At 71.1% G+C, this 15,286-nt stretch carries 14 protein-coding genes; 8 read left to right on the top strand and 6 right to left on the bottom strand.

The genetic code is table 11. From position 1 onward, the window contains the following. The first annotated feature begins 477 nt into the window (after positions 1–477). On the top strand, positions 478–894 hold the full coding sequence (locus ACIA5G_RS53525) for a MerR family transcriptional regulator (RefSeq protein WP_395938260.1): 417 nt from the start codon (positions 478–480) through the stop codon (positions 892–894). A gap of 22 nt (positions 895–916) precedes the next feature. Here the strand turns inward: ACIA5G_RS53525 and ACIA5G_RS53520 are convergent, their stop codons facing one another. Then, entirely contained in the window at positions 917–2,527 is a 1,611-nt protein-coding gene (locus ACIA5G_RS53520; RefSeq protein ID WP_395938262.1) for a peptide chain release factor 3, read from the bottom strand. A 427-nt stretch (positions 2,528–2,954) separates the two neighbouring features. Between ACIA5G_RS53520 and ACIA5G_RS53515 the strand changes: the two genes are divergently transcribed. Beyond that, positions 2,955–4,442, top strand: coding sequence for a SulP family inorganic anion transporter (locus ACIA5G_RS53515; RefSeq protein WP_395938258.1), 1,488 nt, complete (start codon positions 2,955–2,957; stop codon positions 4,440–4,442). On the opposite strand, the gene ACIA5G_RS53510 is transcribed toward ACIA5G_RS53515, so the two are convergent. Further along, positions 4,439–5,041: a TetR/AcrR family transcriptional regulator gene (locus tag ACIA5G_RS53510; RefSeq protein ID WP_395938256.1), complete on the bottom strand. Its 603-nt coding sequence runs from the start codon at positions 5,039–5,041 to the stop codon at positions 4,439–4,441. The two genes, ACIA5G_RS53515 and ACIA5G_RS53510, sit on opposite strands and share 4 nt — an antisense overlap. A gap of 52 nt (positions 5,042–5,093) precedes the next feature. Here ACIA5G_RS53510 and ACIA5G_RS53505 point away from each other — a divergent pair, with 52 nt between their 5' ends. The 3 genes from ACIA5G_RS53505 to ACIA5G_RS53495 all read left to right on the top strand — a co-directional run bounded on the left by ACIA5G_RS53505 (position 5,094) and on the right by ACIA5G_RS53495 (position 8,835). After that, positions 5,094–6,248 carry an MFS transporter gene (locus tag ACIA5G_RS53505; protein WP_395938254.1) on the top strand — a complete coding sequence of 385 codons (1,155 nt, stop codon included), beginning with the start codon at positions 5,094–5,096 and terminating at the stop codon, positions 6,246–6,248. 191 nt (positions 6,249–6,439) lie between these two features. Then, positions 6,440–8,044, top strand: a complete 1,605-nt coding sequence (locus ACIA5G_RS53500; protein WP_395938252.1) for a radical SAM protein — start codon at positions 6,440–6,442, stop codon at positions 8,042–8,044. Further along, on the top strand, positions 8,041–8,835 hold the full coding sequence (locus ACIA5G_RS53495; RefSeq protein ID WP_395938250.1) for a class I SAM-dependent methyltransferase: 795 nt from the start codon (positions 8,041–8,043) through the stop codon (positions 8,833–8,835). The genes ACIA5G_RS53500 and ACIA5G_RS53495 overlap by 4 nt, the downstream gene beginning before the upstream one ends. Positions 8,836–8,857: 22 nt before the next feature. On the opposite strand, the gene ACIA5G_RS53490 is transcribed toward ACIA5G_RS53495, so the two are convergent. Both ACIA5G_RS53490 and ACIA5G_RS53485 read right to left on the bottom strand, forming a co-directional pair. Then, positions 8,858–9,523, bottom strand: a complete 666-nt coding sequence (locus ACIA5G_RS53490; protein ID WP_395938248.1) for a glutaredoxin domain-containing protein — start codon at positions 9,521–9,523, stop codon at positions 8,858–8,860. Continuing rightward, on the bottom strand, positions 9,520–9,867 hold the full coding sequence (locus ACIA5G_RS53485) for a DUF427 domain-containing protein (protein ID WP_395938246.1): 348 nt from the start codon (positions 9,865–9,867) through the stop codon (positions 9,520–9,522). Before ACIA5G_RS53485 ends, ACIA5G_RS53490 begins: the two co-directional genes overlap by 4 nt. 142 nt (positions 9,868–10,009) lie before the next feature. On the opposite strand from ACIA5G_RS53485, the gene ACIA5G_RS53480 reads away from it, so the two are divergent. The 3 genes from ACIA5G_RS53480 to ACIA5G_RS53470 all read left to right on the top strand — a co-directional run bounded on the left by ACIA5G_RS53480 (position 10,010) and on the right by ACIA5G_RS53470 (position 12,337). After that, positions 10,010–10,747, top strand: a complete 738-nt coding sequence (locus tag ACIA5G_RS53480; protein WP_395938244.1) for a Crp/Fnr family transcriptional regulator — start codon at positions 10,010–10,012, stop codon at positions 10,745–10,747. After that, entirely contained in the window at positions 10,744–11,541 is a 798-nt protein-coding gene (locus ACIA5G_RS53475; RefSeq protein WP_395938242.1) for a class I SAM-dependent methyltransferase, read from the top strand. The genes ACIA5G_RS53480 and ACIA5G_RS53475 overlap by 4 nt, the downstream gene beginning before the upstream one ends. A gap of 121 nt (positions 11,542–11,662) precedes the next feature. Further along, the gene (locus tag ACIA5G_RS53470) at positions 11,663–12,337 is read left to right on the top strand and encodes a CDP-alcohol phosphatidyltransferase family protein (RefSeq protein WP_395938240.1); all 675 of its coding nucleotides are present in this window, start codon (positions 11,663–11,665) and stop codon (positions 12,335–12,337) included. Between the two features lie 87 nt (positions 12,338–12,424). On the opposite strand, the gene ACIA5G_RS53465 is transcribed toward ACIA5G_RS53470, so the two are convergent. Together ACIA5G_RS53465 and ACIA5G_RS53460 are read right to left on the bottom strand one after the other, a co-directional pair. Further along, positions 12,425–13,708 (bottom strand): MFS transporter, encoded by a 1,284-nt coding sequence (locus ACIA5G_RS53465; protein WP_395938238.1) that lies wholly within the window; start codon positions 13,706–13,708, stop codon positions 12,425–12,427. Next, complete coding sequence (locus ACIA5G_RS53460; RefSeq protein WP_395938236.1) at positions 13,705–15,132, bottom strand: dihydrolipoyl dehydrogenase family protein; 1,428 nt, start codon at positions 15,130–15,132, stop codon at positions 13,705–13,707. The genes ACIA5G_RS53465 and ACIA5G_RS53460 overlap by 4 nt, the downstream gene beginning before the upstream one ends. Between the last annotated feature and the right edge of the window lie 154 nt (positions 15,133–15,286).

The raw sequence follows: 15,286 nt of genomic DNA, 5'->3' as shown, positions 1-15,286 counted from the left end.
TCTCCTTCTGGGAATTCACCAAGAAAGGCGCCGTCATCACCGTCATCACCATCATCGTCGCGGCACCGTACCTGTGGCTGCGCTACTTCGTCTTCACCTGAGCAGAACCCACCCGCAGCACGAAGGAGAGATTACGGCCAGGACCTGCATCTGCGGTCGGACCAGGCTCGACGTGAGTTCCTCGGCGAGCGGCGCCGCCGAGGAACCGGCTTCGGCCGCCGATCAGTGGTGCACCTGCTTGAGGTGCAGCATCCGCGCGATCACCAGATCGAACCGGTCGTCACCTCAATGCGAACCACCATCCGATGCCGCAACGGTCGACTGAGAACGACGCCGGCGATCGGTGCGGCCAGAGCGCGCGCTGCAGGATGGCCACCACAAGATCCTACCGTTACGTGAGAGTAGAATTGCTGTGATGCCGATCTCCGGGGCGCGGTGTGGGCTACCGTTGACGGTCGGCGGACGGAAGGAACCAGCGTGGGCGAGCAGATGCAGATCGGCGAGGTGGCCGAGCGCACCGAGCTGTCGCTGCGCACGATCCGCTACTACGAGGAAGTCGGCCTCGTGGTGCCGAGCGCCCGCAGCCAAGGCGGGTTCCGCCTCTACACCGAACCGGACGTCGAGCGGCTGCAGCTGATCAAACGGATGAAGCCGCTGGGGTTCCAGCTGGAGGAGATGCGCGACCTGCTCGCGATCCTCGACCCGGTTCCCGGCAGCCCGTCCATCGAAGACCCCGCGGCCCGGCTCGACGAGTTCAGCGAGACCGCCGAAAAAGCCTGTGCGCACCTGCGGGCGAAACTGGTCGTCGCGGAAGACTTCGCCGCGCTCCTGCGGTCCCACCGAAGTGCCGGCCCGGCGCGCCCGAGCGAAACGGCGGAACGTTCACCACGCTGAAGACGAACGTCGGACGCGGCGCTCATCCGCCCTCTGCGACCAATGGCTCCAGAACCAGCTCGGGGTTCCCACGACACAACAGCCTCAGGTCCATTTCCTCGACGAAGAGCGCGAGATCGGTGCCGTCGAGGCGGGTCAAGACCTCGCTGCGCCGCCCGGCGTCGACGAGGGCGCGCTGCGCCGGATCGGCCAGGCGCCGAGCAGCCCGGTACTGCAGGTGTTCCAGCCGGATCGGCGAGGTGAACTCATGCTCCATCCGGTGCGCGGCCACCTCGAACTGCATCGGCCCGACCGCGGCCAGCACCGGGGCCGCCTCGCCCCGCCGGTCCGACCGCAGCACCTGCACCACTCCTTCCGCCCCCAGTTTCTCCACGCCTTTGCGGAACTGCTTCGCGCGGCCGAGGTCGGCCGGACGCGCGACCGCGAAGTGCGCCGGGGCGAAGCTGGGCAGGCCGGGGAAACGTACCGGAGGTTTGCCGGCGTAGAGGGTGTCACCGACCCGCAGGGCGGTGGCGTTGACCAGACCGACGACATCGCCGGGAAAAGCGATGTCCACTGTGGAGCGCTGCTGGCCGAACAGCTGCTGGGCGTACTTCGTGGCGAACGGCCTGCGGGTGGTCGCGTTGGTGACGACCATCCCGCGTTCGAAAACGCCGGAGCAGACACGAGCAAAGGCGACCTGGTCGCGATGGGCCGGGTCCATGCCGGTCTGCACCTTGAACACGAACGCCGAGAACGGCGCGTCCAGCGGGCGTGCGCGTTCCTCCGTGTCGAAACGCGGCGCGGGCCCGGGGGCGACGCCGACGAGGAGATCCAGCAGCCGGCGCACGCCGAAATTGCGGACCGCCGCACCGAACAGCACCGGGGTCGCCGTCGCGGCGGTGAACCTGGTGAGGTCGAAGTCGCCGCCGGCGGCAAGCAGCAGATCCGCCTCCTCGCGAGCACGCCGCCAGTCTTCGCCGAACTCGGCCTCCGCGCGGACCGGGTCCAGCCGAAGGTCCGGCGCGGCGCCGCCGCCCGCTGCCGGCTGGTACCGGATCGTGTTCCCTTCGGCAAGGTCGAGCATCCCGCGCAGCTGACCGGCCGGCCCCACCGGCCAGGTCAGCGGCATCGCGGCGAGCCCGATCCGGTCGATCAGCTCGTCGCACAGCGCCAGTGCGTCGCGGCCGGGCCGGTCCCACTTGTTGATGAACGTGATCACCGGAATCCCCCGGTACCGGCAGACGTCGAAGAGCTTCAACGTCTGCGGCTCCAAACCCTTGGCCGCGTCCACCAGCATGACCGCGGAGTCCACCGCCGAGAGCACCCGGTAGGTGTCCTCGGAGAAATCGGCGTGCCCGGGTGTGTCCAGCAGGTTGATCACCGTGTCGCCGTAGGCGAACTGCAGCGCCGCGGAGGTGATGGAGATTCCACGGGCACGCTCCATCTCCAGCCAGTCGGACGTCACGCCGCGGCGCCCGGACTTGCCGTGCACCGCACCGGCCTCGGCGATCACCTCGGCGTGCACCGCCAAGGCCTCGGTCAGCGTCGACTTGCCCGCGTCGGGATGACTGATGACCGCGAAAGTCCGCCGGCGCTCAGCCTCGCCGGACACGTCGGCCGAACCAGGTCGGGCTGCGATTCCGGATTTCACTCGAGCAATTCTACCCTTACGTGAGAGTAATGTGGGCAAGGGCTTTCACGACGGGAACACCACCGGCGGGACGCGTCGACGCCCGCCGGCCCAGGTCCGTCGCGGAGTGATCCAGCACTCATTCACACGGGGGTACGTCGCCACCAGACCTACTCTCATCTAACGTTAGGTGAGAGTTGCCGACGCCGGGGCGATCATGCCGCCGGACCGCCGGGGTCACCGCAGCCCCCGACTCCGTTCCGAGCCGAGGAGCATCCCCGTGTACACCCGAGCAGGTGCCGTGATCGAGCCGAGCTAGCCCTTCGCCGGTCCAACCGATGCCCCGCCTCGGCAGGCACACGCCTGCCCGTCTTGTCCTCCCACCGCGTCGTCGGCGACGTGGCGATGTCCGCGCCCGTGTGGCGCCCGAGCATGTCAGGTTGTCCCGTTGTCCTCTGTTCTGTCGTCATTGCGCACGCGCCCGGCGTGGCTTTCGCCCAAGGTCGCCCGCACCGAGATCCTCGCCGGGCTGGTCGTCGCGCTCGCGCTGATCCCCGAGGCCATCTCCTTCTCGATCATCGCGGGCGTGGACCCGAGCGTCGGCCTGTTCGCCTCCTTCACCATGGCCGTCGTCATCTCGGTCGTCGGCGGCCGCGCGGCGATGATCTCCGCCGCCACCGGAGCCATCGCGCTGGTCGTCGCGCCGCTGGCGCGCGAGCACGGCCTCGGGTACCTGGTCGCCGCCGTGATCCTCGGCGGACTGTTCCAGATCGTGCTCGGCGCCCTCGGCGTCGCCAAGCTGATGCGGTTCGTGCCGCGCAGCGTCATGGTCGGCTTCGTCAACGCGCTCGCCATCCTGATCTTCCTCGCCCAGGTCCCGGAACTGATCGACGTCCCGTGGCCGGTCTACCCGCTCTTCGCCGCCGGCCTCGTCATCATGGTCCTGTTCCCGAAATTCACCAAGGTCATCCCGGCGCCACTGGTGTCCATCGTGGCCCTCACCGCACTGACGATCGCCGCCGGGATCACCATCCCGACCGTCGGCGACAAGGGCGCGCTGCCGTCTTCGCTGCCGGTTCCCGGCGTACCGGATGTGCCGTTCACTTGGAGCACGCTCACGCTGTTGGCCCCGTACGCGCTGGCGTTCGCCCTCGTGGGCCTGATGGAATCGCTGATGACCGCGAAGCTGGTCGACGACATCACCGACACGCACTCGAACAAGACCCGTGAAGCGATCGGCCAGGGCATCGCCAACGTCGTCACCGGCATCTTCGGCGGCATGGGCGGCTGCGCGATGATCGGCCAGACGATGATCAACGTCCGGACGGCCGGCGCCCGCACCCGGCTCTCGACGTTCGTCGCCGGGACGTTCCTGATGATCCTGTGCATCGTGTTCGGCCCGGTCGTGTCCGACATCCCGATGGCCGCGCTGGTCGCGGTGATGGTCCTGGTCGCGTTCGGCACCTTCGACTGGCACAGCGTGGCCCCGGCCACGCTCAAGCGGATGCCCGCCGGCGAGATTACGGTCATGGTGATCACCGTCGCCGTGGTCGTGGCGACCAGCAACCTCGCCATCGGCGTGGTGGTCGGCACGATCACCGCGATGGTCATCTTCGCCCGCCGCGTCGCCCACCTGGTCGAGGTCACGGCCGCTACCGACCCCGACGGCACCCAGGTCGTCTACGCGGTGACCGGCGAGCTGTTCTTCGCCTCCAGCAACGACCTCGTCTACCAGTTCGACTACGCGAACGACCCGGACACCGTCGTCATCGACCTCACCGACGCCCACGTCTGGGACGCCTCCACCGTCGCCGCCCTCGACGCCGTCACCACCAAGTACGAGAGCCGCGGCAAGACCGTCGAGATCGTCGGGCTCAACGCCGACAGCGCGCGCAGGCACGGCCGGCTTTCCGGCGAGCTCGCCGGAAGCCACTAACAGCCGAACAGCGAATCGAGGTGGTGGCGCAGCAGCAGCCGCGCCGTGTCCACGGCGAGCTGTCCGATGAGGACGCTGGTGCCGACTCCGTGGCTGAGCGCCACCAGGTGTGCCGCCGCCAGCTCGACGTCCACACCGGAAGCGACCTGACCGCCGGCCCGGGCCCGGCGCAGCGCGTCGGCGAGCTGCCGCTGCAGGTCGTCGACGCTGGCGACGAACGGTTCCGCCGTGAGATCCGGATCGGTCATCGCCAACGCGGCGTATGAAGTGCCGACCAGGTGGAACATCCGGCTCTGCTCGTCGGCGGGCAAGGCCTCGTCCAGGAATGCCTCGACGAACGCCCGCGGCGGCACCGGGTCCGGCAACGCGGCCATGCGACGCGTCCAGCGTTCACGGCTCCGCCGCTCGAGGTACCGCAGCGCACCGAGTACCAGCTGTTCTTTGGTTTCGAAGTAGTACTGCACCAGCCGCAGCGACACGCCGGACTCCGCGGCCACCGCCCGCATCGTGACCGCGTGCAGCCCGTCGCGCGCAGCGACCCGCACCAGGGCCTCCGCAATCCCGGCGCGGCGCTCCGCATGGTCGACCGTTCTCGGCACCGGACCGCCTTTCCCCTGATCAGCTGTTGTGATACTTGTGTATATGGTACCCATGTATCTGGTCCTGTTCACCGGAGCCAGCCTCGCCGGCGGGCTGGCCGGGACCGCGACGTTCCTGATCGCCGCCCGCGCGGTCCAGGGCATCGGTGCGGCCGTGCTCGCTCCGGCCACGCTGACCGTGCTCACCAGCGCCTACCCCGAAGGCCCACACCGCACCCGGGCGCTGGCACTGTGGACGGCCGTCGGGGTCGCCGGAGGCACGGCCGGGAACCTGCTGGGCGGCGCCCTCACCGAATTCCACTCCTGGCGATCGATCCTGTTGATCAACGTCCCGATCGGCGCGGCCGCCTTCGTGCTGGCCCTGCGCCACCTGGCCGGCCACGATCGGGTCACCTCCCGGCCACGGCCGGACTTCGCCGGCGCGGCTTCGGTGACACTCGGCCTGGCCGCGCTCGCCTACGGCGTCACCCAGGCCCGCACCGGCGGCTGGACCGCCCCGGGGACCGTCGTGTCCCTGGGAATCGCGATTGGCACGCTCTCCGGTTTCGCGGTCGTCGAAGCGAAGACGGCGAATCCCCTGTTCCCGCCGCGGCAGTTGCGATCGCGAACGATCAGGGTCGGCAACGTGCTGCTCCTGCTGGCCGGAGCGTGCTTGAACCCGATGTGGTTCTTCCTCACCCTCGCGATGCAGAACGTCCTCCAGTACAGCCCGCTGCAGACCGGGCTCGGCTTCCTCCCGCACACCCTGGTCACCATCGTCGTCACCACCCGCCTCACCCCCCGACCCATGGGCCGCGTGGACGACCGGATCCTCATCGCCGCCGGCGCGCTCATTGCCGCGGCCGGATTCCTCTGGCAGAGCCGCCTCACCGCCGACAGCGGCTACCTCGGCGGAATCCTGGCACCCGCCGTCCTGATCGCCACCGGCGCCGGGCTGCTCAACACCCCGCTCACCACCACCGTCACCTCCGGCGTCGACGTCGCGGACGCCGGCGCCGCCTCAGGACTGATGAACACGGCCAAACAGGTCGGAGGTGCACTCGGCCTCGCCACGCTGGTCACCGTCACCGTCACCGTCACCGTCACCGCGTCCACCGCGGCCGCGGCTTACGCTCGGGCGTTCCTCGTACTCGCCGCGATCATGGCGGTCCTCGCAGCACTCACCGCCGGGCTGCCCACGCGACGGAACGACCGTCCACCGTCGTGAGGGTCCGCCGTTACCCGCGGGATTCCGGCCCTCGCGAACGAGGGTTCCCGCGGCGTCCGAGCGCGGACGACGTGGCCGCGTCCGCGCAAAGTGTCAGGGTGGTGACACTCGCCCTGCGGATCATCGCGCCGGCTGCTGGACTGGGAAGCCGCAACGTGCTCACTGAAGAACCTCGACGTTGGGAGTGGCCGGTGGCGGAGCGGAAACGGGACCGGGACGAGGTGTTCGTCGAGTACACCAAGAGCATCTGCCCGGTGTGCAAGATCGTGCTCGACGCCCAGGTCAACATCCGCCAGGACAAAGTCTACCTGCGCAAGCGCTGCAAGGAGCACGGCGAGTTCGAGGCTTTGGTCTACGGCGACGCGCAGGCATATCTGTCCTCGGCGCGGTTCAACAAGCCCGGCACGATCCCGCTGACCTTCCAGACCGAGGTCAAGGACGGCTGCCCGTCGGACTGCGGGCTGTGCCCGGAGCACAAGCAGCACGCCTGCCTCGGGATCATCGAGGTCAACACGAACTGCAACCTGGACTGCCCGATCTGCTTCGCCGACTCCGGCCACCAGCCCGACGGCTACTCGATCACCCTCGAGCAGTGCGACCGGATGCTCGACGTGTTCGTCGAATCGGAGGGCGAGGCGGAGGTGGTGATGTTCTCCGGCGGGGAACCCACCATCCACAAGCACATCCTCGACTTCATCGACCTCGCCCAAGCCAAGCCGATCCGCAACGTCAACCTCAACACCAACGGCATCCGGCTGGCCACCGACAAGCGCTTCGTCGCCGCACTCGGGGAACGCAACGGCCGGGGCGGCAAGTCGATCAACATCTACCTGCAGTTCGACGGCTTCGAGGAGCGCACCCATCGCGAGATCCGCGGCAAAGACCTCCGCGAGCGCAAACGGCAAGCGCTGGACAACTGCGCCGAAGCCGGGCTCACCGTCACCCTCGTCGCCGCCGTCGAACGCGGTCTGAACGACCACGAGCTGGGCGACATCGTCGAATTCGGGATCGCACACCCCGCGGTCCGGTCGGTGTCGTTCCAGCCGGTCACCCACTCCGGCCGGCACGTCGAGTTCGACCCGCTGACCCGGCTGACCAACCCGGACGTGATCAAGCTGATCACCGAGCAACGGCCGGACTGGTTCGTCAAGAACGACTTCTTCCCGGTGCCGTGCTGCTTCCCGACCTGCCGCTCGATCACCTACCTGCTCACCGAAGGCACCCCGGGGCAGCCGGACTTCGGGGTGGTACCGATCCCGCGGCTGCTGCGGGTGGAGGACTACCTGGACTACGTGTCCAACCGCGTCGTACCCGACTACGCGATCCGGGAAGCCCTCGAAAAACTGTGGAGCGCCTCGGCGTTCATGGGCACCGACACCACCGAAGAACGGCTCCGCCAGACCGCCGAAGCCCTCGACTGCGCCGACGCGTGCGGGGTGAACCTGCCCGAGGCGCTGGCGAACCTCACCGACCGCGCGTTCATGATCGTGGTTCAGGACTTCCAGGACCCCTACACCCTCAACGTCAAGCAGCTGATGAAGTGCTGCGTCGAGGAGATCACCCCGGACGGGCGGCTGATCCCGTTCTGCGCCTACAACTCCGTCGGCTACCGCGAGCAGGTCCGCGAACGGATGTCGGGGGTGAAGGTCGCCGACGTCGTGCCCAACTCAGCCGAGTTGCAGCCGCTGCTGGTCGATTCCCCGTACGGCTCGAAGATCGCGGATACCGGCAACGGGCACCGCCCGGCGATCGCGCCTGACACCACCAACGTCGGAAAGCGGGCGGTGCCGCAGTGAGCACTCCCGCGGAGATCAAGGCCTGCTGCGCCGCCTCCTACGGCAATGACGCCGTGGCGCTGGTGCTCGGCGAGTCCTACCACCCCGGCGGCCTGACGCTGACCCGGCGGCTGGCGGAGCTGTTGCGGCTGCGCGGCGGCCAGTGTGTCGCCGATATCGCGGCCGGCCCCGGAGCGACGGCGCGGCTGCTCGCCGCCGACCACGGCGTCACCGTCGACGGCGTCGACCTCGGACAGTCCACAGTGGAAGCTGCACGGGCGGCGACGGCCGAGGCCGGACTGGCTGCGAAGGTGCGGTTCCACCTCGGCGACGGCGAGCACATCCCGTTGCCGGACAACGCGTGTGACGCCGTGGTGTGCGAGTGCGCGTTCTGCACCTTCCCGGACAAACCCGCCGCCGCGGCCGAGTTCGCCCGGATCCTCCGCCCCGGCGGGCGGGTCGGCATCACCGACGTCACCGTCGCCGAAGGCGGGCTGCCCGACGAGCTGACCACCCTGGCCGCGTGGGTCGCCTGCATCGCCGACGCCCGCCCGCTCGGCGAATACGCGGCGATCCTGGAACGCGCCGGATTGACCACCGTGCACACCGAAGCCCACGACGAGGCGATCGGGCGGATGATCGAGGAGATCGAGGCGAGGCTGCGGCTGCTGCGGATGACCGCGTCCGACCGGCTCGTCCGGGCGGGAGTGGACGTCGAAGCCGTGCTGCGCTACACGGCCCTGGCCAAGCAGGCGGTCGCCGACGGGCTCATCGGATACGCCCTGCTGATCGCCGAAAAGCCAGGGCGGTGACGCCCACGGGCGTGGCGCGCGGTCAAGCAGGGGACGTTCGCCGGCGGCCGAGCAGCGCCAGACCCGTGCCCGCGAGGAAACCGAGCCCCACGCTCAGGAACGCCTCGGTCAGCGGGGTGATGCCGAACAGCGCAGGGCCGGCGAGCGCACCGCGAACCTCGAGCAGCAGGGTGCCGGCGGCGGCGAGCACGGCACCACCGAGGGCGGTGACGAACGCCGTGCCCACCGGCAGCGAGCCGCCGGCTCGCCGACGTCGTCCGAGCGGCCACACCGCGGCCACGACGGCGGGTGCGAGGTGGTAGCTCGTCGTGGGGTCGGCCTCGGCGAGGGCGAACCACACCGCGGCGGCCAGGAGTCCCAGGCCCAGCCCAGCGTGCCAGGGCCCTTTCGCGAGCGTCGCCGTGCTCGCCGCGTCGAGGCCGGTGAGCAGTTCCGGTGTGTGCCGACGGGCGGCATCGAGGACGTCCGCGGCACGGGGGTTGACCATCGCGGTGCCGCCGACCACCACCGTCGGTACGGTCTCGTTGCCGTTCGCGATCGACCGCACCGTGGCCGCGGCGGCCGGGTCCGCCCAGATGTCGACCTTGCGCAGGGGAAGGCCGATGCGGTCGAGGTCGCCCAGCAGCCGTGAGCAGTACGGGCAGCCCGGCCGCCAGTACACCGTGACGGCCGCTCGATCTGCGTTCACGACGCCTTCGTCCGGCCGGACAAGCGGCTCCGGAGACCACCACCGGGGCGTGGTTCGGACTCGCCTTCGATCCGCACCTCGGGGTAGAAGGCGACGTGGTTCTTGATCCGCCGGGCCAGCGGGCTGGGGTGCGCGTAGTACCACGCCACGTCCAGGGCATCGCCTCGCTCGGTGGTGAGGTTGTAGTAGCCGGCCAGGCCCTTCCACGGGCACAGCGTTTTCGTCCGGCTCTTCGCGAAGTACTCGCTGTGCACCGAATCCGGCGGAAAGTAGTGGTTTCCCTCGATTCGGACCGTCCGCGGCGCTTCGGCCAGCACGATCCCGTTCCACACGGCACGCAACATGACTCCCATACCACCACGATCGCCCGTGGGTGGACAGCTGAACTGTCAGCTCGATGACACGACCGGAAAGGTCGTGTCACCTCACTGACACTTCGCGCCCGCTGACGGGCGGTGCCGTCAAGAGAGTGCCAGGCTGGCCCGTATGGCGTTGTCGAACCTGCCGGCTGCGGCGATGGAGCAGACCATGCGGCTGCTGGGCACCGGAGCCGCGGCCGACCTCGCCATCCGGCAGGCCGCGTGGGTGGCCCGCTGTGTCGGCCGCGGCGCCGCGGCGCCGCTGGGACACGCTGACGTGGACGCGCTCGCCGCGACCCTGCGGACCCGCAAGTACGAACGAGGCTCGGTGCTCTTCCACGGCGGCTCCGCCGCCGACGGGGTCTGGATCGTGCAGCGCGGCCGGGTCGAGCTGTCGGTGGGCTCGGGACGGCGCCGGGCCGTGGTGTACGTCCTGCAGCCCGGCGACGTGGACGGCGACATCCAGCACCTGCTCGACATGCCCCTGACCTACACCGCCCGCGCCCTCGACGAGGTGACCGCCCTGTCCCTGGACGCCGCCTCGTTCGAGAAACTGCTGGCCGAGCACCCGCTGATCGCGCGACGGTGGCTCTCCAGCGTCGCGCAGCGGCTGGCGACCAGCCAAACCCGCATCATCGGGCTGCTGGGCCGGTCCCTGACCCAGCAAGTCGCCCGGCTACTGCTCGACGAGGCCGTCGACGGCGGGGTCCCGCTGCCCCAGCGCACCCTGGCCGCCATGCTCGGCGTGCAACGCCCCTCACTGAACAAGATCCTCAAGGAATTCGAACGAGCCGGGCTGATCGAGGTGCGCTACGCCGCCATCCGGCTCCTCGACCCGGACCAACTGCACACCACCGCCCGATGAGCGCGTTCACCGGCTCCGGACGCGACACCACACCGTGGCCGGAGTACCTCTGCGGGTACCACGCGGACCGGCCGGGAATCACCGAGCGGCTGCTGGGGCCCGCGACCGACCGGCGGCAGCGGCGCCCGTACTCGTGGCTGGTTGAGCCCTTGAGCGGCCGGCCGGGCACCATCCTCGACCTCGCCTGCGGCTCGGCGCCCACCCGCGACCTGCTGCGTGCCGAACGGTGGCTCGGTATCGACCTCTCGGCCGGCGAACTGGCCCTCGCCGCGGCCGGCGGCCGGCAACCGGTGGTCCGGGCCCGCGGTGACCGGCTGCCACTCGGGGACAGCACCGTCGGCGCCGTGTGCGCGGCGATGTGCCTGCCCGTGCTGACGCCGCTCGACGCGGTGCTGGCCGAGCTGAAGCGGGTCCTGCGCCCCGATGGAATGTTCGTGGCACTGGTCCCGTCCCGGATGGGCCTCGGCCCCGGGCTGCGGGGCTGGCTGCGGGTGATGCGGGCACTCGGCATCCGCGCACAGCCGTGGCCCAACCCCGGCGCCCGCGACGGCCTGCCGAAGATCCTGCGCGCGCACGGGTTCGTCGTCGACGACACCCGGCGCCGGGTGTTCCGGCGCGACATCCGCGATCCGCCCGAGGCGGCACTGCTGGTCGACGGGTTGTACCTGCCCGGCGTGGAGCCCGGCCGGATCGAGGCCGCCCGGACCGCACTGACGTCCTGGGCGCGGCCGGGCCGGCGTCTGCCGTTCCCCCTCCGCCGCGTCACCGCCCACCTCCCCGGAACGGAGAACTGATGCCTATCTGCCGTCGCTGCCCGACAACGTGGCCTTGGCCGCTGATCGACCACCACGAAATCCCGGTGCGCGGCCCATTCCCGGTGAGCGTGGCCGAACGCGAGCTCTTCGGCGACGGCCGGTGATCACCGAGCCCGACAGCCGCGCGGCGACGAACGCACTCCTGAACGAGCTGCGGCAAGGACGCTGGAGACCACCGGCGTGGACGAGGTTCCTCGTCCAGGCCACGCGGCGCTCGGTCCACCAAGCCCGGCTCAGGCCGCGCGCGCTCGGCGAGATCACCGCGCTGCATCTCGGTCTCGCCGCTCTCGGCCACCGAAAACGTCTGCTGTGGACGGTGACGAGCTGGGCGCTGGCGGCCACCCACCTGGGCCTGCTCGAACAGCGCCGGTCCCTGAGCCTGGCCGACGTCGTCACCCTGACCCGGGCCAACGTCCCGGCGCTGACCACCGGGTGGGCCGCCCCCGTCGTCGTGCTGGCCGGCGATGTCGCCGACGGCCGCCTCGCCCGCGGTCTCGGCACCGCCTCCCCGTTCGGGGCCGCCGCGGACTCGCTGGCCGACGCGGCGTTCTGGACCTGGTTCGCCCTGTACCACGAGCCCAGCCGCCGGGTCCGCGCGGCCGCGCTGCTGGCCTGGGTCGTTCCCGTCGTCGCGGTCACCACCGCCGGCTTCGGCCGCGGCCGCATGGTGGACGCGCCGCGCCCCGTCCTCCTCCGGCCGGCCGCGGCGATGCAGGCCGTACTCGCGCTCCGCGCCGTCCGCCGCCGAATGCGCCACCACCCCACCGGCAGATAGACGCAACTCCCCAGCGCCGGATCCGGCCGTGGTGAACACAGCCGGCGCGATTCGCTCGCAACGCGGGCAGGCCCTCGGCGGCCGGCCTCATCGCGGCCGGCGGCCGGCGAGGGCGTACCCGGCCGCGGTAACGGCGTACCCGGCGGCGATGACGCCCAGCACCGGGTAGGACTTGCCGCTGTCGGGCAGGACGAGCGCGGCCACCGCGGCCGCGGCGACGAAGGTGGCGTTGAACAGGGCGTCGTAGAAGGCGAAAACGCGGCCGCGGAAAGAGTCGGCGATCTGCGCCTGCAGGATGCTCTCGACGCAGATCCGGCTGCCCTGGGCGACCGCGCCGAGGACGACGGCCGCCACGAGCAGCGGCGCCATGCGGTAGGGCAGCCCGAGCACCACCTCGACCACCGCCGCGAGGGCGAACAAGGTGATGATCCACCCGCGCGCCGACCAGCGCCGGGTGATCGTGGGGGTCACCGCGGCCGCGAGGAGCGTGCCGAGCGCGGCCGCGGCGACCACCTGGGCTGCGCCCGCGAGACCGGCGCGCAGCAGCCCGGTGTCGGTGAAGTAGTTGCGGTAGAGCAGCAGGGTGGCGATGGTGGACACGCCGTAGCACAGCCGGTGCGCGCCGATCGCCGCGAGCGCGGCGAGGGCCGGACGGTGGCCGGCCACCTCCCGGGCACCGGCGGCGAGGTCACGCACGGTGCGGATCAGCACCCGCGCCGTCGAGCGCACGGCCCTTCCCGGACCGAGCGCTCCCGCGGGGAAGGTAGCCGCCAGCAGGGCGGAAGCTGCGTACCCGGCAGCAGCGACCACAGCGGAGAGCGCGGCCGCGGAGTCGGTGGCACCACCGAGGTGGCGGATCCCGAGCCCCACCCCGGTACCGACGGCGCCGCCGGCCAGCCCGGCGACGGTCCACACCGAGTTGGCCGAGACGAGCCGATCGCCGGTCACCACGTGCGGGAGGGCCGCCGACGCGGCCGCGCTGTGCAGCCGCCCGATGCTCACCGCGGCCAGCGCGCCCACGAAGAACACGGGTCCGGTCGGCCCGGTCAGCACCAGCGTGGCCGCCGCGGCCACGACGACGGCCGCACGCACCCGATTGCCCAGCGCCAGGACCCGAGTTCGGCGCCAGCGGTCGAGCAGAGGGCCGGTGAACGGCCCGATCACGCTGTAGGGCAGCAACAGCGTCGCGAAACCCGCCGCGGCCTGCCCGGCGGTGGCGGCGCGTTCCGGGCTGAAGAAGATCGACGCGGCGAGACTGGTCTGAAAGAGCCCGTCGGCCGCCACGGAGACCACCCGCACACCCAACAGCCGTCCGAAGCCCGCCGTCTGCCACAGGATTCGCAGGTCACGCTGACCCGCCGGGTGGGTCACCGGGCTCGGCGCAGGCGCAGCAGCGCGCCGGTGACCCGGCGCATCACGGGTGTGTGCAGGGCGTCGCCGGACTCCGCGACCGCGGCGTTCCAGACACCGTCGGACCAGGCCGGGTAGGGGTGGACGACGGAGGTGAGGTCGCGCAGCCGCCCGCGACGGGCGACGAGCCCGGTGAGTTCGGCGATCATCTCACCCGCCCGAGGCGCGACGACGGTCGCGCCGAGCACCCGGCCCTTGGTGTCGAGCACGACGTGGGTGAAGCCGTCGGTGTCGTCTTCGACGATCGCCCGATCGACGTGCTCGTACCGCAGCAGGCGGACCCGGACCGCGTCACCGTGGCGGCGGCGGGCCTGGTCCTCGGTGAGACCGACGTGGGCGATCTCGGGGTCGGTGAAGGTCACCCAGGGGATGCGGTCGTGGTCGATGCGGCGGACCGGCGCCAGCAGCGCGTTGGTGGCGGCGATGCTGCCGTGCATCCCGGCGACGTGGGTGAACGCCGGCGCGCCGGTGACGTCCCCGCCCGCGTAAATGCGGTGGTTGCCCGTGCGCAACTTGGTGTCCACGACAACGCAACCGCGTTCGTCCAGGCGCACCCCGGCCGCGTCGAGCCCGAGCCCGGCGGTGCGCGGGCGCCGGCCGGTCGCGACCAGCACCCGGTCGACGTCGAGCACCCCGGCCCCGGCAAGGTCGAGGCGTACTCCCCCGCGATGCCGGGCGGCCGTGGTCACGGTGGTCGAGGTCAGCACGCGGACGCCGTCGGCGGTCAGGGCCGCCGACAGCGCCACCCCGGCCGGCGGTTCTTCCCTGGGCAGCAGACGTCCGGCGGCCTCGATCACGGTCACCTCGGCACCGAGCCGGGCGAACGCCTGCCCGAGTTCACACCCGATCGGACCGCCGCCGAGCACGGCCAGCCGCCCGGGCAGCTCGGTCAGGTCCCACACGGTGTCACTGGTCAAGGGCGCCACCTCGGCCAGGCCGGGTACCGGCGGGAGTGCGGGCGTGGAGCCGGTCGCGATCAGGGCGTGCCGGAAGCGCAGCGGCCGGCCGTCGACCTCGAGTTCGTCCGGGCCGGTGAACACGGCCGTGCCGTGGACGACTTCGGCACCGGCCTCGGACAGCGCCGCGGGCGAGTCGACGGGTTGGATCCGCTCGATCGCCCGGCGCACGTACGCCATCACGGCCGCGAAGTCCACCTGCGGCTCGGCCGCGGCGACGCCGAACCGACCCGCCGTGCGCACGGTCCGGGCGACGCGGGCGGAAGCGATCAGCGATTTGCTGGGCACGCACCCGGTCCACAGGCAGTCGCCCCCCGTGCGGCCGCGCTCGACGAGCACCACCCGCGCACCTAACGAGCCCGCGGTCTTGGCGGCGATGATGCCGGCGGTTCCCCCGCCGACGATGGCCAGGTCGTAGCCTCGCGTCACACTGGTCCTCCCGTCGAGCCCCGCGCTCATCATCAAGCACACCAGACCCGGCCGCCCGGCGGCCGGAATGTGTCAGGGACCCGACTCTTTCGGCGGGGAGCGGTCAAACCGGCGACCTCGGCCAACGACATCTCCGAACCCACCCCGTGATCGG

This window comes from Amycolatopsis sp. NPDC051758 (assembly GCF_044453095.1).
Classification (GTDB): Bacteria; Actinomycetota; Actinomycetes; order Mycobacteriales; family Pseudonocardiaceae; genus Amycolatopsis.
Note: the sequence above shows the minus strand (reverse complement) of the source record. Positions and strands in the feature narration are given on the sequence as shown.